This is a genomic window from Bauldia litoralis, from assembly GCF_900104485.1.
Classification (GTDB): Bacteria; Pseudomonadota; Alphaproteobacteria; order Rhizobiales; family Kaistiaceae; genus Bauldia; species Bauldia litoralis.
Genome location: NZ_FMXQ01000012.1, coordinates 36,320 through 58,793 on the forward strand (window position 1 = coordinate 36,320; position 22,474 = coordinate 58,793).

The window sequence follows — 22,474 nt, forward strand, 5'->3', positions numbered from 1 at the left end:
GTCCCGTCGAACGGGCCCGCTGGCTTCGCATGGCAGCGTCATCCGGCGACTAGACCGACCGGTCTATTCCGACTAGACGACGGATGTCCGGCGGTGTCAAGCGCGGTGACGAATGCCGGCGGACGCTCCTTGGGTTCGCCGCGCCCGCCACCTGAGCGGGCAGGGTGGATTAGCGAAGCGTAAATCCGCCACTTCATGGCCACTCCGCGGGCAGCCAGCGCAATACGCTTCGCTATTGCGCCCTACCTCCCCCCCTGCGGCTTCACCCTCCCCGCCCTGAGACAATCTGGCGCGACTCGGGGCTTGCCCGGCGGGCGCGATCCTTTACTAAGGGCCGCGTGAACCAGCCAGCCACGCCCCTTTCCGACAGCGACCTCGCCGAAGCCCTGCTTCCGGCGACGATTCGCGCCGGCGCCGCCATCCTCGATGTCCGCTCGCGGACGCTCGAAGTCGAGCGCAAGAGCGACGCCTCGCCGGTAACCGAGGCCGACCGCGCCGCGGAAGTGATCATCCTCGCCGAACTGGCGCGCCTGGCGCCCGGCATTCCGGTGGTTGCCGAGGAAGCGGTGGCGGCGGGCGACCTGCCGACCGTCGACGGCGCCTTCTTCCTGGTCGATCCGCTCGACGGGACCAAGGAATTCATCTCCGGCGGCAGCGACTTCACCGTCAATATCGGCCTGATCCGCGACAACCGGCCGGTGATGGGCATCGTCTACACGCCGGTGACCGGGACCATGTATGTCGGGATCGCCGGCGACGGCGCCTGGATGGGCCGGATGGTCGACGGCGCGGTGGTCGACCGCAAGCCGATCGTGGTCCGGACCTGCGGCGACGACACCAAGGTCGACGTGGTCGCCAGCAAGTCGCACCGGACGCCGGAAACCGACGATTACATCAACCGCTATCCGGTCGGCGACCTGGTCTCGGCCGGATCGTCGCTGAAATTCTGCCTCGTCGCCGAGGGCAAGGCCGATCTCTACCCGCGGATGGGGACCACCATGCAGTGGGACACCGCGGCCGGCGACGCCGTCTTGCGGGCCGCCGGCGGCCAGGTCGTGTCGCTCGACGGGACGCCCTTTCCCTACGGGCCGAACGGCGAAGCCGGCGCCGCGGCCTTCCGCAACGAATGGTTCATCGCCGCCGGGGCGATGGCCCTCAAGACCTGAGCTTCGCGCCCAACGCCCGACCCGCGCCGCAAACACGTTCCAACAATCGGCAATAACGAGCGAAACCGGCAGACCAGCCAGCCGAAAATGGGACGCTTCGGTGCTTGAGGTGCGGCCTCGCACTCAGTAGGGTCCGGCCGCCTGAAGGATACTCGTCGATGAACACGCCCCTCTCCCATCTCCAGCGCCTCGAAGCCGAGGCGATCTACATCATGCGCGAGGTCGTCGCCAATTTCGAACGACCGGTGATGATGTATTCGATCGGCAAGGACTCGTCGGTCATGCTGCATCTGGCGCGCAAGGCCTTCTTCCCGGCGCCGCCGCCCTTCCCGCTCCTCCATGTCGACACGACATGGAAGTTCAAGGAGATGATCCGCTTCCGCGACGAGACGGCGCGGAAATACGACCTCAACCTGATCGTCCATACCAACGAGGAAGGCCGCAGCCAGGGCATCAACCCCTTCGACCATGGCTCGTCGCACTACACGCAGGTGATGAAGACCCAGGCGCTGAAGCAGGCGCTCAACCTCGGCCGCTTCGACGCCGCCTTCGGCGGAGCACGGCGCGACGAGGAGAAGAGCCGCGCCAAGGAGCGTGTCTTCTCCTTCCGCTCGACGACCCATGCCTGGGACCCGAAGAACCAGCGGCCGGAACTCTGGTCGTTGTTCAACACGCGGGTGAAGCCCGGCGAGTCGATCCGCGTCTTCCCGCTGTCGAACTGGACCGAACTCGACATCTGGCAGTACATCCTGTCCGAAAAGATCGAGATCGTGCCGCTCTATTTCGCCGCCGAGCGGCCGGTGGTCGAGCGCTCGGGCCAGTTGATCATGGTCGATGACGACCGGATGCAGCTTGCGCCGGGCGAGACGCCCGCCATGCGGATGGTCCGCTTCAGGACGCTCGGCTGCTACCCGCTGACCGCGGCCGTCGAATCCGATGCTGCGACGCTTGAGACGATCGTCGGCGAGATGTTCGTCGCCCGGACCTCCGAGCGGCAGGGCCGGCTGATCGACCACGACGAGACCGGCTCGATGGAATTGAAGAAGCGCGAGGGTTATTTCTGATGGACCAGCGTCTCGAGACAAACGACGCCTTCGCGGCCTTCATCGCCGAGATGGAAGGCAAGAGCCTCCTGCGCTTCCTGACCTGCGGCAGCGTCGACGACGGCAAGTCGACGCTGATCGGCCGACTGCTCTACGATTCGAAGCGGCTGTTCGAGGATCAGTTGGCGACCCTTGAGCGGGATTCGGAGAAGTTCGGCACCACCGGCGGCGACATCGACTTCGCGCTGCTGGTCGACGGCCTTGTCGCGGAGCGCGAGCAGGGCATCACCATCGACGTCGCCTATCGCTATTTCGCCACCGAGAAGCGCCGCTTCATCGTCGCCGACACCCCCGGCCACGAGCAATATACCCGCAACATGGCGACCGGCGCCTCGAACTCCGACCTCGCCGTGCTGCTGGTCGACGCCAAGGCCGGCATCCTCACCCAGACCCGCCGCCACGCCTATATCGTGTCGCTGCTCGGCATCCGGCACGTCGTGCTGGCCGTCAACAAGATCGACACCATCGACTTCGACGAGGAGCGCTTCGTCGACATCCGCAACGAATTCACCGAATTCGCCCGCCAATTCAACTTCGAGAGCGTCGTCACCATTCCGATGTCGGCGCGCTACGGCGACAACGTCATCGACCGCAGCGTCAAGACGCCCTGGTATGGCGGGCCGACGCTGCTGGAGCATCTCGAGACCGTCCAGGTCGACGAGGACCTCTCCGGCAAGCCCTTCCGTTTCCCGGTCCAGTGGGTCAACCGGCCGAATGCCGGCTTCCGCGGCTACACCGGCACCGTCGCCTCGGGCACGGTGCATCCCGGCGACCGGCTGGTGGTGGCACGGACCGGCCAGGCGGCCAATGTGGCCCGGATCGTCACGCTCGACGGCGATCAGGATGAGGTCCAGGCGGCGAACGCCGTGACGCTCACCCTCGACACCGAGATCGACGCCAGCCGCGGCGACATCCTCGTCGCGCCCGAGCACCGGCCGGAGGTTTCCGACCAGATCGCCGCGCATATCATCTGGATGAGCGAGGAAGAGCTGCTTCCCGGGCGTCCCTACCTGCTCAAGTCCGGCACCCGCACCGTCGGCGCCGCCGTCAGCGAACTGAAGCACCAGGTCGATATCGAAAGCATCAAGGAACTGGCGGCCAAGACGCTGAAGCTCAACGATATCGGGCTGGTCAACCTGTCGCTGTCGGAGCCGATGGCCTTCGACCTCTATGACGACAACAAGACGACCGGCTCGTTCATCCTGATCGACCGCTTCACCAACGCGACGGTCGCCGCCGGGATGATCCGCTTCGGCCTGCGCCGGGCGACCAACATCCACTGGCAGGCGCTCAACGTGAACCGCGACTCGCGGGCCGCCCTGAAGAACCAGAAGCCCTGCGTGCTGTGGTTCACCGGGCTTTCCGGCGCCGGCAAGTCGACGATCGCCAACCTGGTGGAAGCCAAGCTCCACCTGATGGGCCGGCATACCTACATGCTCGACGGCGACAATGTCCGCCACGGGCTGAACCGCGACCTCGGCTTCACCGACGTCGACCGCGTCGAGAATATCCGCCGTGTCGCCGAGACGGCGAAGCTGTTCGTCGACGCCGGGTTGATCGTGCTGGTCTCCTTCATCTCGCCGTTCCGCTCCGAGCGGCGGATGGCGAAGGAGATGCTGGAGGAAGGCGAGTTCCTCGAGGTCTTCGTCGATGCGCCGCTGGCGGTCGTCGAGGAGCGCGATCCCAAAGGGCTCTACAAGAAGGCGCGATCCGGCGAGATCCAGCATTTCACCGGTATCGACTCGCCTTACGAGGCGCCGCTTGAGCCCGACCTGCTGCTCGACACGACGACCGCCGACGCCAACGAACTCGCCGACCGGATCGTCGAGACGCTGGCCAAGGGCGGCTACCTGGGCAACGGCGCCTAGGCCGACATCCGGAACCTTGCGGGCGCTTCGCCGTTGTCGGCGGACGCCCACAAGGAGAGTCGCGATGCCGAGCCCGAAAGAGCTGGAAGCCAAATTCTGGAAAGCCCTCGGGTCCGACAGGACCATGATGCTCGGACTCGTCGGCGTCGACGACGGCCATACCCGTCCGATGACCGGCGTGTTCGAAAATGACAGCGGGCCGATCTGGTTCTTCACCGCCACGGAAAACGGCATCGCCGAACGGCGGCCGAAGGGCGAGCGCGCCATCGCGACCTTCGCCTCGAAGGGTCACGACCTGTTCGCGACGCTGCATGGCACGCTGACGGTCGATACCGACCGCGCGGTCATCGACCGCCTGTGGAACCCGTTCGTTGCCGCCTGGTACGAGGGCAAGGACGATCCCAAGCTCGTGCTCCTGCGCCTCGACCCCGATAACGCGGAGATCTGGCTCGACGATTCCAGCTTCTTCGCCGGCATCAAGATGCTGCTCGGGATCGACCCCAAGCAGGACTACAAGGACAACGTCGCCGAGGTGAAGCTCTAACGCTTCCCGCCCGCTGCCGCTGTGGTGCGTGCTTCGAGGCTTGCCACGGCGCGGCAAGCACCTCAGCATGGCGAGGTTGGTTGTGTCGCGAGGTTGGCGCGGCTGGCGGTCGCCGAGGCCGACTTGGCTTTCCCAGTCGGAGTCCCTCCCCCGCCATCCTGAGGTGCCCGGGCAAGGCTCGGGCCTCGAAGGGCGCACACCCAAACCCCACCAACGCCTACAGCCGCCGCACCGATCTCGGCGCGCCGATGCGGGCAATGGCTTCCCCCAGCGGCTCGGCAACCACCTGCATGTGGTGACCGCTGGCGTGCAGCATGGTGTCGGGATCGCGCAGGATGCCGACATGGCCCGGCCAGAAGATCAGGTCGCCGCGCTCCAGCGACGCCTCTACCCCGCCCTCGACCAGCCGGCCGATTCCGGTCTCCTGCATGTCGGTATCACGCGGACATGCCTTGCCGGCCGTCATCAGCGCGAGCTGGACCAGCCCCGAACAGTCGAGGCCGAGGCTGGTGCGTCCGCCCCAGAGATACGGGGTTTCGCGGAATCGCTCGGCGACAGCGACAAAATCCGGCTCCGCCGGTGCATCGACTGACACGAGATGGCGGGCGACGACGGCCCCCTCGCCGCCGGCCAGCAGCCGGAAGCTGGTACCGCGAGTCTCGACTTCGCCGCCCAGCGTGATCGCGCTGCCGAGCGACAGCCACGCGGTTGCCGGCAGTTTCATGTCCGGGCCGGGATAGACGAAGGTGCGCAGCGCCGCGACGCGATGGGTCGGCGCGGGATCGACGCCGCCGAGCGCGTCGCTCGACACGTAGCCGACATAGCCGTCGACCGCGTTCTGCACCCAGGACCAGCCTTCGGGCGTCTCCTCGAAGACCGCGACCGCCTCGCCACGCAGAAGCTCGGTATCGACGGCGGCATCGGGACGGGGGTCGCGCTTCAGCGCCGCCGATGCGCCGATGACGCGGCGCGGCGTCGGCGCGACGAAACGGGCGGCCGCCACCTGCCCTTCGAGGCGGGAGTCGGCGAGGTCGGGCCGGACGGCATGCAGCCGCGGGTGCAGGGCCTCGCTCAAAACGGCATCTCGCGATGGCGGGCGACAATCGCGTCGCCGAGCTGTTCGACGGCGAGCGCGCCGGCCAGGGTCCGCTGGACGAGCACGTTGCGGCGGTCCGCCTCGTCGCGACGGCGGGTCAGCAGGCCGAGCCGTCCCATCGTGTCGAGGGCGCGGGTGATCACCGGCTTGGTGACGTTGAGCTTCGCCGCGAGCCCGCGCACGGTGTGCGGCGGCGGCTCGAGATAGACGGTCAGCAGGACCGCCATCTGGCGGTTCGACAGATCCGGCTGATCGTCGAGCACCAGGTCGAAGGTGACGTCGTGCCAGAGGCGTAGCGCCTGGCTGGGCCTGATCTCGATGGGCATCGGGTTCCAATCGTTACGGACCCGAACTATTTAATCCGCTGTCACCGCCCGGTTCAAGAGCCGTATCGCTCCTCCAGACAAGAATAGAGGGCGCGGATGGCGTGGGCCTCGCCGCCTTGCGGCCGCCCGGGCTTCGGCGCAGGCGTCCAGGCGAAGATGTCGGCGTGGAGCCAGGCGATGTCGGCCGGCACGAAGCGCTGCAGGAAGAGCGCCGCCGTGATCGACCCGGCGAAGGGCGTGGCGCCCGCGTTGTTGATGTCGGCGATCTTCGATTCGAGCATCGCCATATAGGGCGACCAGAGCGGCATCCGCCAGACGGGATCGGCGGCGATCTCGCTGTGGCGCATCACATCGGCGGCAAGCCGCTCGTCATCGGTATAGACCGGCGGCAGTTCCGGCCCCAGCGCCACGCGGGCGGCGCCGGTCAGCGTCGCCATGTCGATCACGAGGTCGGGCGACTCCTCGCAGGCCAGCGCCAGCGCGTCGGCCAGCACCAGCCGACCCTCGGCGTCGGTATTGCCGATCTCGACGGTCAGCCCCTTGCGGCTGCGCAGCACGTCGCCGGGACGGAAGGCGATGCCGGAGACGGCGTTCTCGACCGCCGGGATCAGCACCCGCAGGCGGACCGGCAGGCCGGCGGCCATGATCATGTGGGCAAGGCCGAGGACATTGGCGGCGCCGCCCATGTCCTTCTTCATCAGGAGCATGCCGGCGGAGGGCTTGAGATCGAGCCCGCCGGTATCGAAGCAGACGCCCTTGCCGACCAGCGTCACCTTCGGCGCATCGGCATTCCCCCAGGTGAAATCGATCAGCCGTGGCGCCCGGGCGGCGACCGCGGCGGCGCCGACCGTATGAATCATCGGGAAACCTTCGGCCAGCGCGTCGCCCATGGTCACGGCGAAACCGGCGCCATGGCGCTCGGCCAGTTCCTCCGCCGCCTCGGCGAGTTCGGCAGGGCCGAGATCGTTGGCGGCGGTATTGACGAGGTCGCGGGTCAGCGTGACGCCGTCGGCAATGCGGATGACGCGGTCGGCATCGATGCCCGGCGGGATGACCAGACGAGGCGCGGGCTCGCCGGCGCGGTAGCGAGTGAAGCGGTAAGCGCCGAGCGCGAAGGCCAGCGTCGCCATGGCCGGGTCGTCGAACCCGGACTCCAGCCGGTAGGTCCCGGCCGGAAGGGCTGCCGACAGCGCGCCGGCGATCAGCGGATTCGGCGCGGCGGCTTCGCCAAGACCGAACAGGATGGCGGCGCGACCGCCATCGGCGTCGGGAATGGCGAGGATCGCGCCGGCGGCCCCGGCGTTGAAGCCGGAGTCAGCGATCCAGCCGGCGGCCGCGGCGCCGGGACCGGCGACGAAGGCGCCGAGGCTGGCCGGCGTGACGGCGTGAATGGGGGTCGAGGAGGTGGCCGTCTCGGCAATCAGGCAGTCGGGCAATCTGGTCTCCCATGTCGGTTTGGTCGGCGCAATCTAGCACGATTGCGGTGGGTGCCGGGCGCAGGCTATGTGGCGCTGTCTTAACCAAGCATTAGGGTTAACCAACTATTGACGAAGACGACACGAAACCGAGTGACGAGTCCCATCGCATGGCTATTCCCCGTCCCGTCATCGACCTGCTTCCGCGCCGGACGATGGCGGCGCGACGCGGCGCGCTGCTGGCGCCGATCGCCATCGCCCTGGCGCTCTCGGCCTGCTCGAACACGACCTCGAAGACATCGCCCGAGGTCACCGGAGCCATCAAGCCGATCACCCAGGAGGACTTCCAGACGGCGGTCGCCTACTGGGAGCCGAAATACGCCAATGATCCGAAGTCGAAGACCGTCGCGCTCAACTATGCCACGGCGCTGACCCGGGTCGGCCGCAACGACCAGGCGGTGGCCATCCTGCAGAAGGCGACGATCTACAATCCGGACGACCGCGACGTGATGGCGGCCTTCGGCAAGGCGCTGGCCGCCGAGGGCGACCTGCCCCGGGCGCTCGACATCGTCCAGCGCGCGCAGCAGCCCGACCAGCCGGACTGGCGCCTGCTCTCCGCCGAAGCCGCGATCCTCGACCAGCTCGGCCAGCATGCCGGCGCGCGCCAGCTCTATGCCAAGGCTGCGATGATCGCGCCGAACGAACCTTCGATCCAGTCGAACCTCGGCATGTCCTACGTCCTGACCGGCGAACTCGCCGACGCCGAACGAATCCTGACCAAGGCGGCGGCGATGCCCGGCGCCGACAGCCGGGTCCGCCAGAACCTGGCGCTGGCCGTCGGCCTGTCCGGCCGCTTCTCGGAGGCCGAGAAGATCGCCGGGGCCGAATTGTCGCCGGAACAGGCGGCGACCAATGTCGCCTATCTGAAATCGATGCTGAACCAGCCGAACAACTGGGAAAAGCTCAAGACCCAGCAGGTCGCCAGCGCCCGGTAGAGCCGACACCCCGCGCTTCGCCTTCACGCTTCGGGCAGCACGACGCCCGCTCCTGTCCCATCCTGAAAAAGAAAAGTGTCCGGTCTCCGAAAGGCGCGGCTGCGCGCGCGTCGCAGACCGCATGACGGTCAGCGCCTGACGGGCGCCTATTGCTGCGCGGCAATGACCTGGATCGCGGCGGGGCCGATGATGACGCCGAAGAGGACCGGCAGGAAAAAGATGATCATCGGCACGGTCAGCTTCGGCGGCAGCGCGGCGGCCTTCTGCTCCGCCAGGCTCATCCGGTTGTCGCGGCTCTCCTGGGCCAGCACCCGCAGCGCCGTGCCAAGCGGCGTGCCGTAGCGTTCCGCCTGGACCAGCGCCGTCATCACCGACTTGACGGTATCGAGGCCGGTACGGCTCGAAAGGTTCTCATACGCCTGGCGGCGATCCGGCAGATAGGACAGTTCGGCGGTGGTCAGCGAGAGTTCCTCGGCCAGGGGAATCGACTGCGCGCCGATTTCCTCGGAGACCTTGCGGAACGCTGGCTCTGCCGCCATGCCCGACTCGACGCAGATCAGCAGCAGGTCGAGCGCGTCCGGCCACGCCCGGCGTATCGACACCTGCCGCTTGCTGATGATGTTCGAGACGTAGACGTTCGGCGCATAGAAACCGATATAGGCGACGACCACCGCGATCAGGATCTTGATCGTCGTCGGCTGCTGCAGGTCGGCGACCGCGAAGATGTAGACGACCGCGACGGCGAAGAAGACCAGCGGCAGCACCAGCCGGGCGAAGAGGAAGACGACTAGTGGGGCCTGGCCGCGATAGCCGGCCATCCGCAGGCGGTTGACCGTACCCTCGTCGGCAAGCGCCTTGCGCAGGTTGAACCCCTCGACGACCTGGCGCATGTAGGCCTTCGGCTCGTTGCGGAGGCTGGCCCGCTTCGAGGTATCGGCCAGCCGGGCCCGCTCGCGGGCGCGGATCGCCTCGCGCTCGACGGCGACGGCATTGATCCGCGCCGCCAGCCGGTCGCGCATGAAGAAGGTCTGGCCGACGGTGATCACCGTGGCGAATACGGCGATCGCGGCGAAGACCGCGAAGAGCACCTGCGGGTCGCTCATGTAGCTGTAGACAGTCATCAACATGGCGAGCGGCCCCTAGAAATCGAAATTGACCATCTTCTTCATGACGAAGATGCCGATCCCCATCCAGATCGCGGAGGCGGCGAGGATCATGTTGCCGAGCGGTTCGGTGAACAGCAGCGTGATGTATTCGGGACTGGTGATGTAGACGAGCGCCATGACGACAATGGGCAAGGCGCCGATGATCATCGCCGAGGCCTTTGCCTCGCTGCTCATTGCCTTGATCTTGCCCTGCATCTTGATGCGATCGCGCAGCACCTTGGAAAGGTTGCCCAGCGCCTCGGACAGGTTGCCGCCAGCGCGGGACTGGATGGCGATGACGATGGCGAAGAAGTTCGCCTCCGGCAGCGGCACGCGTTCCGGCAACTTGGCGACGGCTTCGGCAATCGAGATGCCGAGGGCCTGCGACTCGGCGATCTTGATGAACTCGCTCTTGACCGGATCGACCGACTCGGTGGCGATGATCCGGAAACAGTCGTTGAGCGGCAGGCCGGCGCGGACGCCGCGGACGATGACATCGACCGCGTTGGCGAACTCGATGAGGAACTTCTTCATCCGCCGTTTGCGGCGGCGGTTGATATACCAGCGCGGCACGCCCAGGAAGCCGACGGCGGCGAAGGCGATGACGACCCACAGCGACGCACCGAGGATGAAGACCAGCAGCGCGGCGGCAAAGGCGCAGGCGGCACTGACCAGGATGAAGGTCATGCGCGACCAATCGAGCCCCGCCTGGGTCAGGCGCATGCTGAGCGACGGCGCCCTGTTCTTCTTGGCGAGCGCCTTCTGCTTCTCCTCGATCTCCTTCAGCGTTTCCTGGACGGACTTTCGGCGCTTGGCGGCATCGCCGCGCGGTTTCGCCTGCTTGGCGTCGACATTGCGCGTGCGCACCTGATCGAGCCGCAACCCGACGGTCCGCTCCGACTGGATCCGGCCATAGAGCAGGACATAAGCGAGCCCGCCGGCGCTGAGCATGGCCAGGCCGGCTATGGCGATCACAATGGTCAGCGGGCCGAACATGCCGGTTTCCTAGCTGGCGAGCCCCACCGGTTCGTCGGCATTGGCGGCGTCGAGTGCATTGGCCAACCGTACCTCCTCACCGAAATAGCGGGCGCGATCCCAGAATTTCGGCCGGCCGATACCGGTCGCGCGATGCTGGCCGAGGATGCGGCCGTTGGCGTCCTCGCCGGCGATGTCGTAGACGAAAATGTCCTGGCTGATGATGACGTCGCCTTCCATTCCGACCACCTCGGTAATGTTGGTGATGCGACGACTGCCGTCGCGAAGGCGCTCGACCTGGACGATGACGTCGATCGAATTGGTGATCATGTCGCGCAGCGTGCGCGACGGCAGGGTGAAGCCACCCATGGTGATCATCGATTCGAGCCGGGACAGCGCCTCGCGCGGACTGTTGGCGTGCAGCGTGCCCATCGACCCGTCGTGGCCGGTATTCATGGCCTGGAGGAGATCGAAGGCCTCCGGGCCACGCACCTCGCCGACGATGATCCGTTCGGGCCGCATGCGCAGGCAGTTCTTGACGAGATCGCGCATGGTGATCTCGCCCTCGCCCTCGATATTCGGCGGGCGGGTCTCGAGCCGGACGACATGCGGCTGCTGGAGCTGGAGTTCCGCCGCGTCCTCGCAGGTGATGATACGCTCGGTCGCCTCGATATAGCCGGTGAGGCAGTTGAGCAGCGTCGTCTTGCCGGAGCCGGTGCCGCCGGAGACGAGGATGTTGCAGCGCGACCGGGCGACGATCTGGAGGATGGTCGCGCCCTCCGGCGTGATGGTGCCGTATTTGACCAGCTGGTCGAGGGTGAGCTTGTCCTTCTTGAACTTGCGGATGGTGAGAACCGGACCATCGATCGCCAGGGGCGGCGCGATGACGTTGACACGGCTGCCATCGGGGAGGCGCGCGTCGCAGATCGGGCTGGATTCATCGACGCGCCGACCAACCTGGCTGACGATCCGCTGGCAGATGTTCATCAGCTGCGAGTTGTCGCGGAAACGGACCTTGCTCTTCTGGACCTTGCCGTCGACTTCGATGAAGCAGTTGGTCGCGCCGTTGACCATGATGTCGGCGATCTCGTCGCGCGCCAGCAATGGCTCGAGCGGTCCGAGGCCGAGCACGTCGTTGCAGATGTCCTCGAGCAGGTCTTCCTGCTCGGCAATCGACATCACGATATTCTTGAGCGCGATGATGTCGTTGACGATGTCGCGGATTTCCTCGCGGGCCGACTCGATATCGAGCCGCGAGAGTTGCGACAGGTCGATGGTGTCGATCAGCGCCGAGAAGATCTGCGTCTTGACGTCGTAGAAATTCTCGGTGCGCTTGACGCCATTCTCCGTGACCTGGTCGTCGGCGGCAGGCTCCGGCGTGGCGGCCTTTCGGGCGGCCGGCGGGGCGGGCGCCTTCGGGGGCGGCCCGGCCGGCCGCGCGGCCTCCGGACGGAACGGCGTCTCCCCCTCCGCTACCGGGACAGCTTTCGGCGGTTTGTCGCCACCCGTTGCACCGCGCTTGCCGAACATCGCTCCTCCCGTCAGGCGCTCTTGCCGCGAAGGCGGGAAAGGAATGGCGCCAGCCCGCCGCGCTTGGTGCGCTTGACCTCGGCCCGGCCGGTGACGATGCGCGCGATCGTGTTGAAGGATTCGACCACCGGGCTCTTGGGATCGGTTTCGGCGACCATCTGGCCGTTGTTGGCGGCGGTGCCGAAGAGATGCGGTTCGCACGGGATGATCGCGTCGGGGACGAGGTTCAGCGCCTCGGCGAAATCGTCGACGGTGATCTCCGGCCGCTTGGTCATGCCGGCCTTGTTGATGACCAGGCGCGGCGGCAGGTCGTTCCTGCGATTCTGGCGAAGCAGGTCGACGATGTTCTTGGCGTTGCGCAGGTTGCCGAGGTCGGGCTCGGCGGTCAGGACCACCTCGTCGGCCGACATCAGGGTGCGGCGGACCCAGGCGGTCCAGGCATGGGGGAGATCGAGAACGACCGCCGGCACACCGGCCTGGGCGACGTCGATCACCTGGGCGAAATCCGCCTCGCCGAAGTCATAGGTGCGGTCGAGCATCGCCGGGGCAGCCAGAAGGCTGAGATGATCGGAACAGCGGGCCAGCAGGCGGTCGAGAAAGACATCGTCGAGGCGGTCCGGCGCGTTGATCGCCTCGGCGATGCCCTGGGCCGGATCCTGGTTGAAGTCGAGGCCGGCGGTGCCGAAGGCGAGATCGAGATCGGCGACGACGACATCGCTCTCGAGGTTGCGGGCGATCGACCAGGCGACGTTGTGGGAGACCATCGACGAGCCGACGCCGCCCTTGGCGCCGATGAAGGCGATCGAACGGCCGAGCGGCGCGGCGGAGCGATCGACGTAAATGTCGCCGATCGCCGCGATCACTACCAGCGGGTCGACCGGCGCGACGAGGTATTCGCTGATGCCGCGGCGGATGAGCTCGCGGTAGAGCTCGACGTCATTGACGTGGCCGACGACGATCACCTTGGTGCCGGCGTCGCAGACCTCGGCCAGGCGCTCGAGCTCGGTGTCAAGTCGGTCGCGGGCAAGGCTGCTCTCGACGATGATCAGGTTCGGCGTCGCCGATTCCCGGTAGAACTCGGCGGCGGCGAGCAGGCCGCCCGTGTGGACCTTGACATGAGCCCGGGCCATCCGCCGGTCGGCCGCGACCGACTCGATGGTCTCCGCCAGGTCAGGCGATTCGCAGAAGGCCTGGACCGAGATCCGGGGCACCGGGCGGACCTCGCCGGGCGTCGCCGGTTCGGCGGCGGCCGTCGATCCGGCGGTTTCGCCGGGGCCTTCCTCGTCGTCGTCATAGGCTAGATCAATCATCAGTTGCCCACTCCCTCGGCGACCTCTCCGGCGGCCTCCCGCGAGTAGTCGCTCGTATAGGGTTCGCCGGTCCGGTACTTCTCGAGGACATTGGCCCGGCGCGAGGCGTCGGCCGGGGTCATGCCGCGCGGATAAAGCAGATCGAGGGGATTCGAGACGATCGCCGCCAGGTTCCCCTGGGTGGCACAGCCGTAATTGGCGTAATGCCGGTTCTCGCCGTTCCGCGACGCCTGGTCGGGCCAGGGTCCGCAGGGCGCTGCCTGGGCCGTCACCGCTGCGTAGGCGAGGCGGACCGGCGCGGTGTTCTCGCCGGACTGGGCGCGGTAGGAGCGGAAATCGATGGACCGCGGGTTGACGCCGGAGGCGACGAGCACGTCGCGGATCTCGTAGCTGGCATAGGCGGCGGCATCCTGGTTCGGTGAGCCGGACGGCGTGACGATCGCGATCAGATCGGCGCCGCTGGCGACGAAGCGCTGGGCGAAGCCGTTGACGTTGCCCTTCACGCCCTTCGGCAGCTTGGCGGAGTTGACGCCGACCGGCACATCCATGGTCTGCAGCGACTCGTTGATGGCGATCGGGTGGTTGGTCCGGTAGTCGTCGGGGACCGAACCGACGATGATCGGCTCCTCGACGGTCTTGCAGCCGGCCAGGGCGAGGAACAGTCCGGCGGCGATCACCGCGCCGCGGTAGCGGGACCACAGGGCGCCGGCATCGGGGGTCAGGGGCTGCTGGATGGACATGGTCCGGGGCTCCATTGTGACCGGCGCGCTCATTCGAAGATGAAGCCGTAGGTGCCGCGATAGGAACCGGCAGGCGCCGGTTCGCCCGCGACGCCATAGACCCGGTTGATGCGGCCGAGGAAGGTGCCGGTCGCATCGCCGGCCGGCGCGAAGCCGTCGTCCGGCTTGGCAAGCGCGGTGCGCGACACCGGCTTCACCAGATAGGGCGTGACGATGATGACCAGCTCGGTCTCGCTCCGCTTGAAGTCGCGGCTGCGGAACAGGGTGCCGAGCACTGGCAGCTTGGACAGCGCCGGCAGGCCGGAGATCGCCTGGCGGATGTTGTCGCGGAGCATGCCGGCCATGACCATCGAGCCGCCGGAGGGCAGTTCGAGGGTCGTCTCGCTGCGCCGGACGGAGATCGACGGCAGCGTAATGCCGCTGAGCTGGATGCTGTCTTCGGTGTTGAGGTCGGAAACCTCGGTCTTGACCCGCAGGCTGATGCGGCCTTCCGACAGGACCACCGGGGTGAAGCCGAGGGCGACGCCGAAGGGCTTGTACTCGATGATGACGTTGCCGTCCTGGTCGCGGCCGCTCGGCACCGGGAATTCACCGCCGGCAAGGAAGGAGGCCGACTCGCCGGAGATCGCGGTGAGGGTCGGCTCCGCCAGGGTCTTGATCATGCCGGTCTGGTCGAGGGCGCGCACGGCGCCCATGATGCCGTTGTTGAAGGTGCAGCTGCTGGCGCCGAGGGCGCCGCAGCCGGCGCTGGAGCTGCCGGAGCCGGCGATGCCGACGCTTTCGGGCGCCTTGTTGGTGGCGCCGAAGGGAAGGGCCGAGCTGATCAGGCCCTTGAAGCTGCCGACACTGATCGCACCGTTGAGATCGATGCCGAGCTGCTTGAGGATATTGCGCTGGACCTCGGCGACGGTGACCTTGAGATGGACCTGGTCCTCGCCCTCGATGGTCAGCATGTTGATGACGCTGCTGGTCGGAGCCTCGCTTGAGCCGAGGGTGATGTTGACACTGCCGGATTCGCCGCCGCCACCATCTCCGTTGCCGGGCTGGGCGTTGGCGCCGCCGTTTACGAAGATGTTGGCGATGTCCTGGGCCTTGCGCGCGTCGGCGGCGGTCGGCACCGAGCCGGCGAGGATGATGTTGTCGCTGACGATCTCGACGACGATATCGGAGCCGGGGATCAGGCGACGGAGCAGCGCGTCGAGGTTGGAATTGTCGCGTTCGACCTCGAGGTCGAGGGTGACGATCTGGGCACCGGCGCGATCGAAGACGATGATGCTGGCCTGGCCGACGGCGATGCCGGTGAGGTAGATGCGCCGGGGCGTGCGCATCACCGCGTCGGCGATCGCCGGGTTGGAGATCAGGACGTCGCGGGCGTCGCGCGGCAGGTCGACGACCAGCGCCTTGTTGAGGCCGAGCTTGAGGGACTTGGTGATCGCGGCGCCGGCGTAGATATCGTCGCCGCCATAGACATCGCCATCGACGGCGCTGTCGAAATAGATGTCGTCGTCGCCGCCACCGGCCTGGGCGGGCGCGATGAAGGCCATGGCACCGAGGGCCAGGCCCAACGCTGCCACGGCGAAACACCCGCGCTGGAACGAAACGAGCATTCTCAGACCCCCCGAATCCCCGGCCGATGTGCCCCACGCATCATCTGATACCGATCACTTGCCTGGCGACGCCGTTCTTCACGACCGTCACGCCGCCTGTCTTCTTGACACCGCTGATGAGGTGATAGGCGTCCGCGCCGATCGGCCCGGTCGCGGTGTCGGCGATGCTGCGCAGCGCGAGCGTCAACTGGTCGCTCATCTGCTGGGCGACCGTCAGGATCTCCGCCTGCTGCGGCGACAGTTCGAGCGTCGCCGTCTGGCCGACAACGACCTTCTCGCCGTCGACATCCTCGATCGTCTGGTCGATGGCGAGGACGCGCACGTCATTGAGGACGGTTTCGGTGAGATAGCCGCCGGGCGCGTCGGCATTGTCGTCGGCCTGGCGGCTCATGATCACGTCGACGCGGTCGTTCGGCAGGATGAAGCCGCCGGCGCTGGTATCCGCGGAAATCTTGGTGGCGACCGCGCGCTTGCCGGCCGGCAGGATCGCCGACATGAAGCCGCGGTCGGACCGGATCAGCTTGGCGAGACTGATCGGCTCGCCGGAATAGAGGGTCGAACGGGCGATCGCACCGACCACCTCGTCCATTGCATCGGGATCGCTGGAGCGCACGAGAAAACGGCCGGACGCGCCGCTTTCCGGCCATTCCTGCCATTCGATATCCGACTCGGAAACGGTCGATCCCATCGGCACGTCGTTGGCGACAACGAGAACCTCGACGGTATCGATCGCGTCGGCGACCACCATCGGCTCGCTTTCCTGCCCGGTCATGTTGAGCGCGAGCATCGCGGCAACGACGCCGGCGCCGACAGCCACTCCGAGAATTGCAACGCGGGCGAAATTCATAACGCAGTACCTCACAGAAGGTTGAGTTTCGGGTTCAACCTCGTAGGCAAGCTTCCCACTGCAATCGTGTAGTTATGGTTAACCGGACGTGAGAAATCGTACCTAACGAGACGTTAATCACCACCCGAATGCCGGGCGGCGGCGGGGGATCGCGCGGACGTATCGAAGTCGTCGGACCGTCGCTTCTTGCTGCGACGCATCGCGACAGGGCGAGACCGCTCGACGAAACGGGCAGCCTAGCCAGTCACCATCTTCACCCAGATCGTGTGGGGGTAGATGGCCAAGGCGGCGGCAGCGAGCGCGACCCCATAGGGCACTCCCGCCTTCTCGTCGTGCAGGCGTGCGATCCAGGGCTGGCGGACAACGGCGGCCGGCAGCACGGCGCCCCTGAAGGACAGGATGACCAGCGTCAACAGGCCGCCGAAGACGGCGGCGAGGCTGACGAATTCGAGGGTGTTGCCCCAGCCCAGCCACAGCGCGATGGCGGCGGACAGCTTGGCGTCGCCGCCGCCGATCCAGCCGAAAGCGAAGAAGGTGAAGCTGACGGCGAGGACGGCGCCGCCGGCCGCCCAATGCATGCCGAAGGTCTGCCAGTCCATGCCGGTCAGCGGCGCGAGCGGCAGGAAGATCGCGACCAGCGCCAGCGAAATGCGATTGGAGATCGTCATGGTCAAGAGGTCGGCCGCGGCCGAATAGGCCATGCCGATCGGAAACAGGACGAAGAGGATTTGCTGCAAGGCCGTCTGGAACATGATGTCTAACGCCGTATCAGCCCTTTCGCTGTCGTAGCCGACAGTCCTTAACAAGCGCTCAACGCGCCGTCGGGGCGATGGCACCTGTCAGAAATGCGCCGGGCGCGCCGTTGGCCTTGGCAACGACGCGCCCTGCGGAGTTCGGGTTACTAGCCCGCGGACGTCTCGAAAGAGAGGTCCTTACTTGCCCTTCATCGTCTTCGAAAGATCGGTGAAGGCGGTGTTGAGCTTGCCGCCGAGCGCGCCGGCGCCGACGATGATCGCGACACCGATGAGGGAAGCGATCAGGCCATATTCAATGGCGGTGGCGCCGGACTCGTCCTTGGCGAAACGTGCGAACAGATTGGTCATGATAGTAACTCCTCACTCCACGAGTGTGTTTGAACTTCCTGGGTCTGGATCGGTCGCTGATTTGTTCTCGACCGCAACCATGCTTCGAACATAAGGACAATTTACTGCACTTGAGTTAATGGATGACCCCGATATTCTGAGGTTGAATTAGGATTTGTTAATGATGAAACAAACGTAAAGTATTGATTATCGCTGTATTCCAATGTTTTGCGAATTCGGGGCGGATTTCTTATTTTCTTGTTTACCACGCTCCTCAACCAGCCATTCACCACGGCGGCAGACCACCGATGCAGGATCTCTATTTCTCGCCGCAGGCTGCTCGCCGGCCCACGTGGGGCGCCTGGCCCGACTGCGACAGGCGTCTTAAGTCTTCATTCACCATTATTCGCCAAGGATTCCGCCAGTCCGAGGCACCCCGGAGATTTCCATGTCGCGCCAGCCATCATCCGCCATCGCCCTTTCTCTCGGCGGCGCCCTCCGCTGCGGCCTCGTCCTCGCCGGCCTGGTCGCGGGGCTGCCGGCAGCGATGGCCGAGGAGGAAGCCCCGATTTCAGTCATCATCGACCGGGCCAAGGTCATGCGCATCTCCCGGCCGGCCGACATCGTCATCATCGGCAACCCGGCGATCGCCGACGCGACCATCCAGGACAACCGCACCCTGATCATCACCGGCCGCGCCTTCGGCACGACCAACCTCATCGTCCTCGATGCCTCCGGTGAGGCGATCGCCGACTCGGTCCTCACCGTCACCGGCACTAATGACGGAGTCGTCACCGTCTATAAGAGGGCCAGCCGCGAAACGCTGAGCTGCACTCCCGAGTGTTCGCCGACGATGACCATCGGCGACCGCAACGACGTCTTCTCCACCACCACCGCGCAGATCCAGGCCCACAGCGAGATGTCCGACGCCGCCAGCGGACGCTGAGCATCGTCCTCGGTCGAGCCTGACGTTTTCCGATTGCGATCGGGTTACCAGCGATCGGCGGCATACCGGCATGGTTGATGAAACCTTGCCGAGATGCCTCGGTTTTTGAGTACAAGTCGCAAGAGTTCCTCAATGCCTGCTTGTTAGTTCTTGACCAAAGTCGGCGGTCTAGTTGCCGCGGCAGGTCGAGGACAGTTAAGGACAATGGCCAAGGTCGGTTCTGGTGATGCGCCGCGCGCCAGGCGCGGGAGCTTCAGACGGTTCCGCCGCGACGAGAACGGCGCGACCGCCGTCGAATTCGGCATCATTGCCCTCCCCTTCATCGCCCTGATGATGGCAATCATCGAAACCGCGCTCGTCTTCTTCGCCGGACAGGCGATGGAGACGGCGGTCGACCGCGCCTCGCGGCTGGTCCGAACCGGCCAGGCGCAGCAACAGGGCTTCAGCGCCGAGGACTTCAAGAAAGAGGTCTGTTCGGGCGTGATGTCGCTGCTCGACTGTGACAACGGTCTCAAGATCGACGTAGCAACGTACAAGAACTTCGGCGACATCGCCCTGACAAAGCCGGTCGACGGCGCGGGGAATCTCAAGAAGACCTTCGACTACAAGCCCGGCAACGGCGGCGATATCGTCGTGGTGCGCGCCTTCTACGAGTGGCCGGTCTACGTCAACCTGCTCGGGCACAACCTGGCCAACATGGCCAACGGGACGCACCTCCTGTCCTCGGCCACCGCGTTCCGCAACGAGCCCTTCCCATGGTGACCGCGATGAAAGCCGCGCCGCCGCGCGCCATCCTCCGCCGGCTTCGCCGCCCCCTGGGCAGGCGCTTCGGCGCCGACCAGTCGGGCGTTTCGGCGGTCGAGTTCGCGCTGATCCTGCCGATCATGCTGACGCTCTATTTCGGCGCGGTCGAACTCGGCGACGCGCTGACCATCAAGCGCAAGGTGACCAGCGTCACCAGTTCGCTCACCGACCTGGTGACGCAGTCGAAGTCGGTCACCGACGACGACATGAAGAACATCCTCAACGCCGCCAAGACGATGATCAGCCCCTATGACGACAGCAAGCTGAAGATCAAGATCACCGGGGTGAAGATCGATGACAAGGGCAAGGCGACGGTCGCCTGGAGCGACGCGCTCAATGACACGGCCTTCGCCAAGAATTCGCCGATAACCCTGCCGGCCAACGTCTCGGAGGAAGACAGCTTCCTGGTCACCACCGAGGTGCATTACGACTATCTGCCGACCATCGGCTATGTCATGACCGGCAGCTTCGACCTGAACGACCAGTACTACCTGCGGCCGCGGCTGAGCCGGGAAGTCAAGCGGCCGTCCAACTGAGGCTTCACTGCGTGGCGCCGTCCCCTGGCGCGACCAGATCCGTCACCACCGTATAGAGGCTTGCATCGGGCGTCGCGAAACCGCCACCGCCGAAGCCCGCCCGGTCGACCGCGTCAAGCGCCTCGGGATCCAGGGTCGCCATGTTGACCAGGGCGCGGGACAGCAGAACGCGGAGTTCCGGCGGCATGTCGCTGCGCACCGCATGCGGGCCGAAGGGAATCAGCCGTGACCGCCAGACGATCTCGATCTGGTCCATGGTCAGGCGCTCGTCGGCGACCATCCGCGCCAGGGAACCGAAATTGTAGCCGGTGCGGGCCGGGCCGGTCAGGCTTGACCAGCCGACGGCGACATCGACCTCGCCCGCGAGCAGCGCGGCGAGCGCCGCCTCCGGGTCCTGCTTCGTCACCACGGTCGAAAAGTAGTCCTCGGGAACGATATCCTCGGCGGCAAAGGCCTGGACCGGGATCAGCCGGCCGGCAACCGAGTCGGGGCCGGCCAGAGCGACCCGCTTGCCCCGGGCGTCGGCCAGCGACTCGATGCCGCCATTGGCGGTCGCGACCAGGATCGAATGAAAGCCGAGCGCCCCATCGGCGGCGATCGGTGCGCCGATCGCCGTGACACAGTCGCACTCGGCGAAAGCGGTGGCATAGCTCGTGGCGCTGTAGATCGCGTAGTCGACATCGCCGGCGGTCTGGGCGTCGATCAGTGCCCGATAGCTCGCCGCCGGGACGATCTCGACCGGGATGCCGGTGCGGTCCTGGAGGTAGATTCGGAACGGCTCGAGGGTCGCCACCCGATAGGCGGAATCGCCGCCGGCAAGGACGCCGATCCGTAGCTTCTGGACCTCGTCGCGCCAGCCAGCCGAAGCGACGCCACCTGCGAGCGACAGGAGGAGAGCGAGGCAGCCGGCGACCGCGACCTTGAAGAGGAAACGCATTGCAGTCGATCCACTCATAGAGCCGATGGCGGGAATCGCAGCGATTCTCGCATGAAGTCCCGGTGACGCGAAAGCCCGGATAGACGGCGATCAGCCGCGGGAGAAGGTGTAGGACGTAACCTGACGATAGGTCTCGCCGGGACGCAGCACCGTGCTCTGGAAATTCGGGTGGTTCGGCGCATCCGGAAACAGCTGCGGCTCGAAGCAGCAGCCTGACGAGAGCGCATAGTGACGGCCGCCGAGGCCGGGCACGGGAATCGTCTTCATCATGTTGCCGTCATAGAACTGGACGCCGGGCTCGGTCGACCGGACCTCAAGCGCCACGCCGCTCTTCGGCGAGCGAAGCCGGGCGACCGGCCGTGGTTCGGCGACGCTCTCCATCGCGACGACCATGTTGACGTCGTACTGGAAGCGGGCGCCGTCCACCATCCGGCGGATCGGCACCATCTGGCGAAGATCGTAATCGGTGCCGTCGACCGGCCGGATCTCGCCGGTGGGCACCAATTCCTGGTTGACCGGGGTATAGGCATCGGCCAGCACCTGGACCTCGTGGTCGTAGATCTGCGGCGAGTCGTCGAGATTGAAATAGGTGTGCTGGGCGAGGTTGACGATGGTCGGCGCGTCGGTGGTCGCCGTCGCCTCGATGCGGAAGGTCGCCGGCGCTTCGATCGAATAGCGGCAGGTCACCGCGCAGCGGCCGGGATAGCCCTCGTCGCCGTCGGCGCTGTCGAGCGCGAGGGTGGCGCTGGTGTCGTCGTGGTCGACGAGTCGCCACGGAATCGAGCCGAAGCCGTTCTTGCCGCCGTGAAGATGGGTGTGCCCGCCCTCGTTGCGCTCCAGCTGGTAGTCGTGGCCGTCGATGGCGAAACGCCCATGGGCGATGCGATTGGCCGAGCGGCCGACCAACGCGCCAAAATGCGGCGAGTAGTGAAGGTAACTGTCGAGGTCGTCGAAGCCGAGGACCAGCGGGTGGTCGACACCGGCCAGCCGGATCTCACGGATGACCGCGCCAAGCGTGATGATGCTGGCGGCAAGATCGCCCGACCCGATCGTTACTTCCTCGATATCCGTGCCGTCGGGCATCTGCCCGAACCGTCTCGCTGCCGCCACTGGTAAGCCTCCCCTGCCGATGCCGCCTTATACGGGATTCGGGGCCGAGGGGTCGAATCTTCCGGAGCCGGCGCGACCCCCTGGTTTCCCGCGTCGCGGCCTTGCGGAGCGATGCCGCGATTGCTAGGCGGAACCATGCAGATCAATCCCCGCTTTCTCGACGATTTGCCCCGACAAGCCTGGCTTATCCGCGGCCGCGGCCGCACGCTCGATGTCGCCCTGGGTCGCAATGTCTCGCTCTCCGGGCACGGCTTTTTCGAAGGCGGCTGGGCGCGGACGCCGGGCCCCGAGGCCCTGCTGCCGGAGGGCATCCATCTCGGTTCGGGGCGGTATGGGGCGACGGGCGACTGACGCTGATCTCGCCGAGTCACTCGCTGGAATCCGTGTGGACG

At 66.3% G+C, this 22,474-nt stretch carries 23 protein-coding genes; 9 read left to right on the forward strand and 14 right to left on the reverse strand.

Going from position 1 to position 22,474, the window contains the following annotated elements:
* Nucleotides 1–338 precede the first annotated feature (338 nt).
* The 4 genes from cysQ to BLT60_RS21995 all read left to right on the forward strand — a co-directional run bounded on the left by cysQ (nucleotide 339) and on the right by BLT60_RS21995 (nucleotide 4,681).
* The gene (gene cysQ / locus BLT60_RS21980; protein ID WP_090880403.1) at nucleotides 339–1,166 is read left to right on the forward strand and encodes a 3'(2'),5'-bisphosphate nucleotidase CysQ; all 828 of its coding nucleotides are present in this window, start codon (nucleotides 339–341) and stop codon (nucleotides 1,164–1,166) included.
* 158 nt (nucleotides 1,167–1,324) lie between these two features.
* Complete coding sequence (gene cysD, locus BLT60_RS21985) at nucleotides 1,325–2,230, forward strand: sulfate adenylyltransferase subunit CysD (protein ID WP_090880406.1); 906 nt, start codon at nucleotides 1,325–1,327, stop codon at nucleotides 2,228–2,230.
* Nucleotides 2,230–4,137, forward strand: a complete 1,908-nt coding sequence (cysN, locus tag BLT60_RS21990; RefSeq protein WP_090880409.1) for a sulfate adenylyltransferase subunit CysN — start codon at nucleotides 2,230–2,232, stop codon at nucleotides 4,135–4,137. Before cysD ends, cysN begins: the two co-directional genes overlap by 1 nt.
* Nucleotides 4,138–4,201: 64 nt before the next feature.
* Entirely contained in the window at nucleotides 4,202–4,681 is a 480-nt protein-coding gene (locus BLT60_RS21995; RefSeq protein ID WP_090880411.1) for a pyridoxamine 5'-phosphate oxidase family protein, read from the forward strand.
* Between the two features lie 217 nt (nucleotides 4,682–4,898).
* On the opposite strand, the gene BLT60_RS22000 is transcribed toward BLT60_RS21995, so the two are convergent.
* Genes BLT60_RS22000 through BLT60_RS22010 form a run of 3 tightly spaced genes read right to left on the reverse strand, consistent with a single transcriptional unit; the run spans nucleotide 4,899 to nucleotide 7,539 of the window.
* The gene (locus BLT60_RS22000; protein WP_090880414.1) at nucleotides 4,899–5,756 is read right to left on the reverse strand and encodes a C40 family peptidase; all 858 of its coding nucleotides are present in this window, start codon (nucleotides 5,754–5,756) and stop codon (nucleotides 4,899–4,901) included.
* Nucleotides 5,753–6,103, reverse strand: a complete 351-nt coding sequence (locus tag BLT60_RS22005) for a MarR family transcriptional regulator (protein WP_090880417.1) — start codon at nucleotides 6,101–6,103, stop codon at nucleotides 5,753–5,755. Before BLT60_RS22005 ends, BLT60_RS22000 begins: the two co-directional genes overlap by 4 nt.
* A 53-nt stretch (nucleotides 6,104–6,156) precedes the next feature.
* Nucleotides 6,157–7,539 (reverse strand): leucyl aminopeptidase family protein, encoded by a 1,383-nt coding sequence (locus tag BLT60_RS22010; protein WP_090880419.1) that lies wholly within the window; start codon nucleotides 7,537–7,539, stop codon nucleotides 6,157–6,159.
* A 149-nt stretch (nucleotides 7,540–7,688) separates the two neighbouring features.
* Between BLT60_RS22010 and BLT60_RS22015 the strand changes: the two genes are divergently transcribed.
* Nucleotides 7,689–8,513, forward strand: a complete 825-nt coding sequence (locus BLT60_RS22015; RefSeq protein WP_244521388.1) for a tetratricopeptide repeat protein — start codon at nucleotides 7,689–7,691, stop codon at nucleotides 8,511–8,513.
* 146 nt (nucleotides 8,514–8,659) lie between these two features.
* On the opposite strand, the gene BLT60_RS22020 is transcribed toward BLT60_RS22015, so the two are convergent.
* The 9 genes from BLT60_RS22020 to BLT60_RS22060 form a co-directional block, all read right to left on the reverse strand.
* Complete coding sequence (locus BLT60_RS22020) at nucleotides 8,660–9,640, reverse strand: type II secretion system F family protein (protein WP_090880425.1); 981 nt, start codon at nucleotides 9,638–9,640, stop codon at nucleotides 8,660–8,662.
* Between the two features lie 12 nt (nucleotides 9,641–9,652).
* Nucleotides 9,653–10,654, reverse strand: a complete 1,002-nt coding sequence (locus tag BLT60_RS22025) for a type II secretion system F family protein (RefSeq protein WP_090880428.1) — start codon at nucleotides 10,652–10,654, stop codon at nucleotides 9,653–9,655.
* A 9-nt stretch (nucleotides 10,655–10,663) separates the two neighbouring features.
* Complete coding sequence (locus BLT60_RS22030) at nucleotides 10,664–12,163, reverse strand: TadA family conjugal transfer-associated ATPase (RefSeq protein WP_090880431.1); 1,500 nt, start codon at nucleotides 12,161–12,163, stop codon at nucleotides 10,664–10,666.
* Between the two features lie 11 nt (nucleotides 12,164–12,174).
* Entirely contained in the window at nucleotides 12,175–13,473 is a 1,299-nt protein-coding gene (locus BLT60_RS22035; protein WP_090880434.1) for a CpaE/TadZ family protein, read from the reverse strand.
* On the reverse strand, nucleotides 13,473–14,213 hold the full coding sequence (locus BLT60_RS22040; RefSeq protein WP_175478584.1) for a CpaD family pilus assembly protein: 741 nt from the start codon (nucleotides 14,211–14,213) through the stop codon (nucleotides 13,473–13,475). The genes BLT60_RS22035 and BLT60_RS22040 overlap by 1 nt, the downstream gene beginning before the upstream one ends.
* A 29-nt stretch (nucleotides 14,214–14,242) precedes the next feature.
* Nucleotides 14,243–15,820 (reverse strand): type II and III secretion system protein family protein, encoded by a 1,578-nt coding sequence (locus BLT60_RS22045; protein ID WP_090880440.1) that lies wholly within the window; start codon nucleotides 15,818–15,820, stop codon nucleotides 14,243–14,245.
* Between the two features lie 40 nt (nucleotides 15,821–15,860).
* Entirely contained in the window at nucleotides 15,861–16,667 is an 807-nt protein-coding gene (gene cpaB / locus BLT60_RS22050) for a Flp pilus assembly protein CpaB (protein ID WP_090880444.1), read from the reverse strand.
* Nucleotides 16,668–16,903: 236 nt separating this feature from the next.
* A complete protein-coding gene (locus tag BLT60_RS22055) occupies nucleotides 16,904–17,419 on the reverse strand; it encodes an A24 family peptidase (protein ID WP_090880447.1) in 516 nt (171 codons plus the stop codon).
* Nucleotides 17,420–17,599: 180 nt separating this feature from the next.
* Nucleotides 17,600–17,770, reverse strand: coding sequence for a Flp family type IVb pilin (locus BLT60_RS22060; protein ID WP_090880450.1), 171 nt, complete (start codon nucleotides 17,768–17,770; stop codon nucleotides 17,600–17,602).
* A 427-nt stretch (nucleotides 17,771–18,197) separates the two neighbouring features.
* Between BLT60_RS22060 and BLT60_RS22065 the strand changes: the two genes are divergently transcribed.
* From BLT60_RS22065 to BLT60_RS22075, 3 genes are all read left to right on the forward strand, one after another.
* Nucleotides 18,198–18,695 carry a pilus assembly protein N-terminal domain-containing protein gene (locus BLT60_RS22065; protein ID WP_090880453.1) on the forward strand — a complete coding sequence of 166 codons (498 nt, stop codon included), beginning with the start codon at nucleotides 18,198–18,200 and terminating at the stop codon, nucleotides 18,693–18,695.
* Nucleotides 18,696–18,899: 204 nt separating this feature from the next.
* Nucleotides 18,900–19,457, forward strand: coding sequence for a TadE/TadG family type IV pilus assembly protein (locus BLT60_RS22070; protein WP_090880456.1), 558 nt, complete (start codon nucleotides 18,900–18,902; stop codon nucleotides 19,455–19,457).
* Entirely contained in the window at nucleotides 19,451–20,035 is a 585-nt protein-coding gene (locus tag BLT60_RS22075; RefSeq protein ID WP_090880459.1) for a TadE/TadG family type IV pilus assembly protein, read from the forward strand. The genes BLT60_RS22070 and BLT60_RS22075 overlap by 7 nt, the downstream gene beginning before the upstream one ends.
* Nucleotides 20,036–20,039: 4 nt before the next feature.
* On the opposite strand, the gene BLT60_RS22080 is transcribed toward BLT60_RS22075, so the two are convergent.
* A complete protein-coding gene (locus BLT60_RS22080; protein WP_175478585.1) occupies nucleotides 20,040–20,972 on the reverse strand; it encodes a phosphate/phosphite/phosphonate ABC transporter substrate-binding protein in 933 nt (310 codons plus the stop codon).
* A 90-nt stretch (nucleotides 20,973–21,062) separates the two neighbouring features.
* Nucleotides 21,063–22,082, reverse strand: a complete 1,020-nt coding sequence (locus tag BLT60_RS22085) for an aldose epimerase family protein (RefSeq protein ID WP_244521389.1) — start codon at nucleotides 22,080–22,082, stop codon at nucleotides 21,063–21,065.
* A gap of 135 nt (nucleotides 22,083–22,217) precedes the next feature.
* Here BLT60_RS22085 and BLT60_RS22090 point away from each other — a divergent pair, with 135 nt between their 5' ends.
* Nucleotides 22,218–22,433 carry a hypothetical protein gene (locus BLT60_RS22090; RefSeq protein WP_090880467.1) on the forward strand — a complete coding sequence of 72 codons (216 nt, stop codon included), beginning with the start codon at nucleotides 22,218–22,220 and terminating at the stop codon, nucleotides 22,431–22,433.
* Nucleotides 22,434–22,474: the final 41 nt, after the last annotated feature.

Excerpts from the sequence above, each read along its gene's own strand:
- BLT60_RS22060 (WP_090880450.1), bottom strand. The coding sequence starts at position 17,770 with ATGACCAATCTGTTCGCACGTTTCGCCAAGGACGAGTCCGGCGCCACC.
- BLT60_RS22075 (WP_090880459.1), top strand. The coding sequence starts at position 19,451 with ATGGTGACCGCGATGAAAGCCGCGCCGCCGCGCGCCATCCTCCGCCGG.
- BLT60_RS22020 (WP_090880425.1), bottom strand. The coding sequence starts at position 9,640 with ATGTTGATGACTGTCTACAGCTACATGAGCGACCCGCAGGTGCTCTTC.
- cysD (WP_090880406.1), top strand. The coding sequence starts at position 1,325 with ATGAACACGCCCCTCTCCCATCTCCAGCGCCTCGAAGCCGAGGCGATC.
- BLT60_RS22025 (WP_090880428.1), bottom strand. The coding sequence starts at position 10,654 with ATGTTCGGCCCGCTGACCATTGTGATCGCCATAGCCGGCCTGGCCATG.
- BLT60_RS22030 (WP_090880431.1), bottom strand. The coding sequence starts at position 12,163 with ATGTTCGGCAAGCGCGGTGCAACGGGTGGCGACAAACCGCCGAAAGCT.
- BLT60_RS22015 (WP_244521388.1), top strand. The coding sequence starts at position 7,689 with ATGGCTATTCCCCGTCCCGTCATCGACCTGCTTCCGCGCCGGACGATG.
- BLT60_RS22090 (WP_090880467.1), top strand. The coding sequence starts at position 22,218 with ATGCAGATCAATCCCCGCTTTCTCGACGATTTGCCCCGACAAGCCTGG.
- BLT60_RS22080 (WP_175478585.1), bottom strand. The coding sequence starts at position 20,972 with ATGCGTTTCCTCTTCAAGGTCGCGGTCGCCGGCTGCCTCGCTCTCCTC.
- BLT60_RS22040 (WP_175478584.1), bottom strand. The coding sequence starts at position 14,213 with ATGTCCATCCAGCAGCCCCTGACCCCCGATGCCGGCGCCCTGTGGTCC.
- BLT60_RS22035 (WP_090880434.1), bottom strand. The coding sequence starts at position 13,473 with ATGATTGATCTAGCCTATGACGACGACGAGGAAGGCCCCGGCGAAACC.
- BLT60_RS22045 (WP_090880440.1), bottom strand. The coding sequence starts at position 15,820 with ATGCTCGTTTCGTTCCAGCGCGGGTGTTTCGCCGTGGCAGCGTTGGGC.
- BLT60_RS22005 (WP_090880417.1), bottom strand. The coding sequence starts at position 6,103 with ATGCCCATCGAGATCAGGCCCAGCCAGGCGCTACGCCTCTGGCACGAC.
- BLT60_RS22070 (WP_090880456.1), top strand. The coding sequence starts at position 18,900 with ATGGCCAAGGTCGGTTCTGGTGATGCGCCGCGCGCCAGGCGCGGGAGC.
- cpaB (WP_090880444.1), bottom strand. The coding sequence starts at position 16,667 with ATGAATTTCGCCCGCGTTGCAATTCTCGGAGTGGCTGTCGGCGCCGGC.
- cysN (WP_090880409.1), top strand. The coding sequence starts at position 2,230 with ATGGACCAGCGTCTCGAGACAAACGACGCCTTCGCGGCCTTCATCGCC.
- BLT60_RS21995 (WP_090880411.1), top strand. The coding sequence starts at position 4,202 with ATGCCGAGCCCGAAAGAGCTGGAAGCCAAATTCTGGAAAGCCCTCGGG.
- BLT60_RS22055 (WP_090880447.1), bottom strand. The coding sequence starts at position 17,419 with ATGTTCCAGACGGCCTTGCAGCAAATCCTCTTCGTCCTGTTTCCGATC.
- BLT60_RS22065 (WP_090880453.1), top strand. The coding sequence starts at position 18,198 with ATGTCGCGCCAGCCATCATCCGCCATCGCCCTTTCTCTCGGCGGCGCC.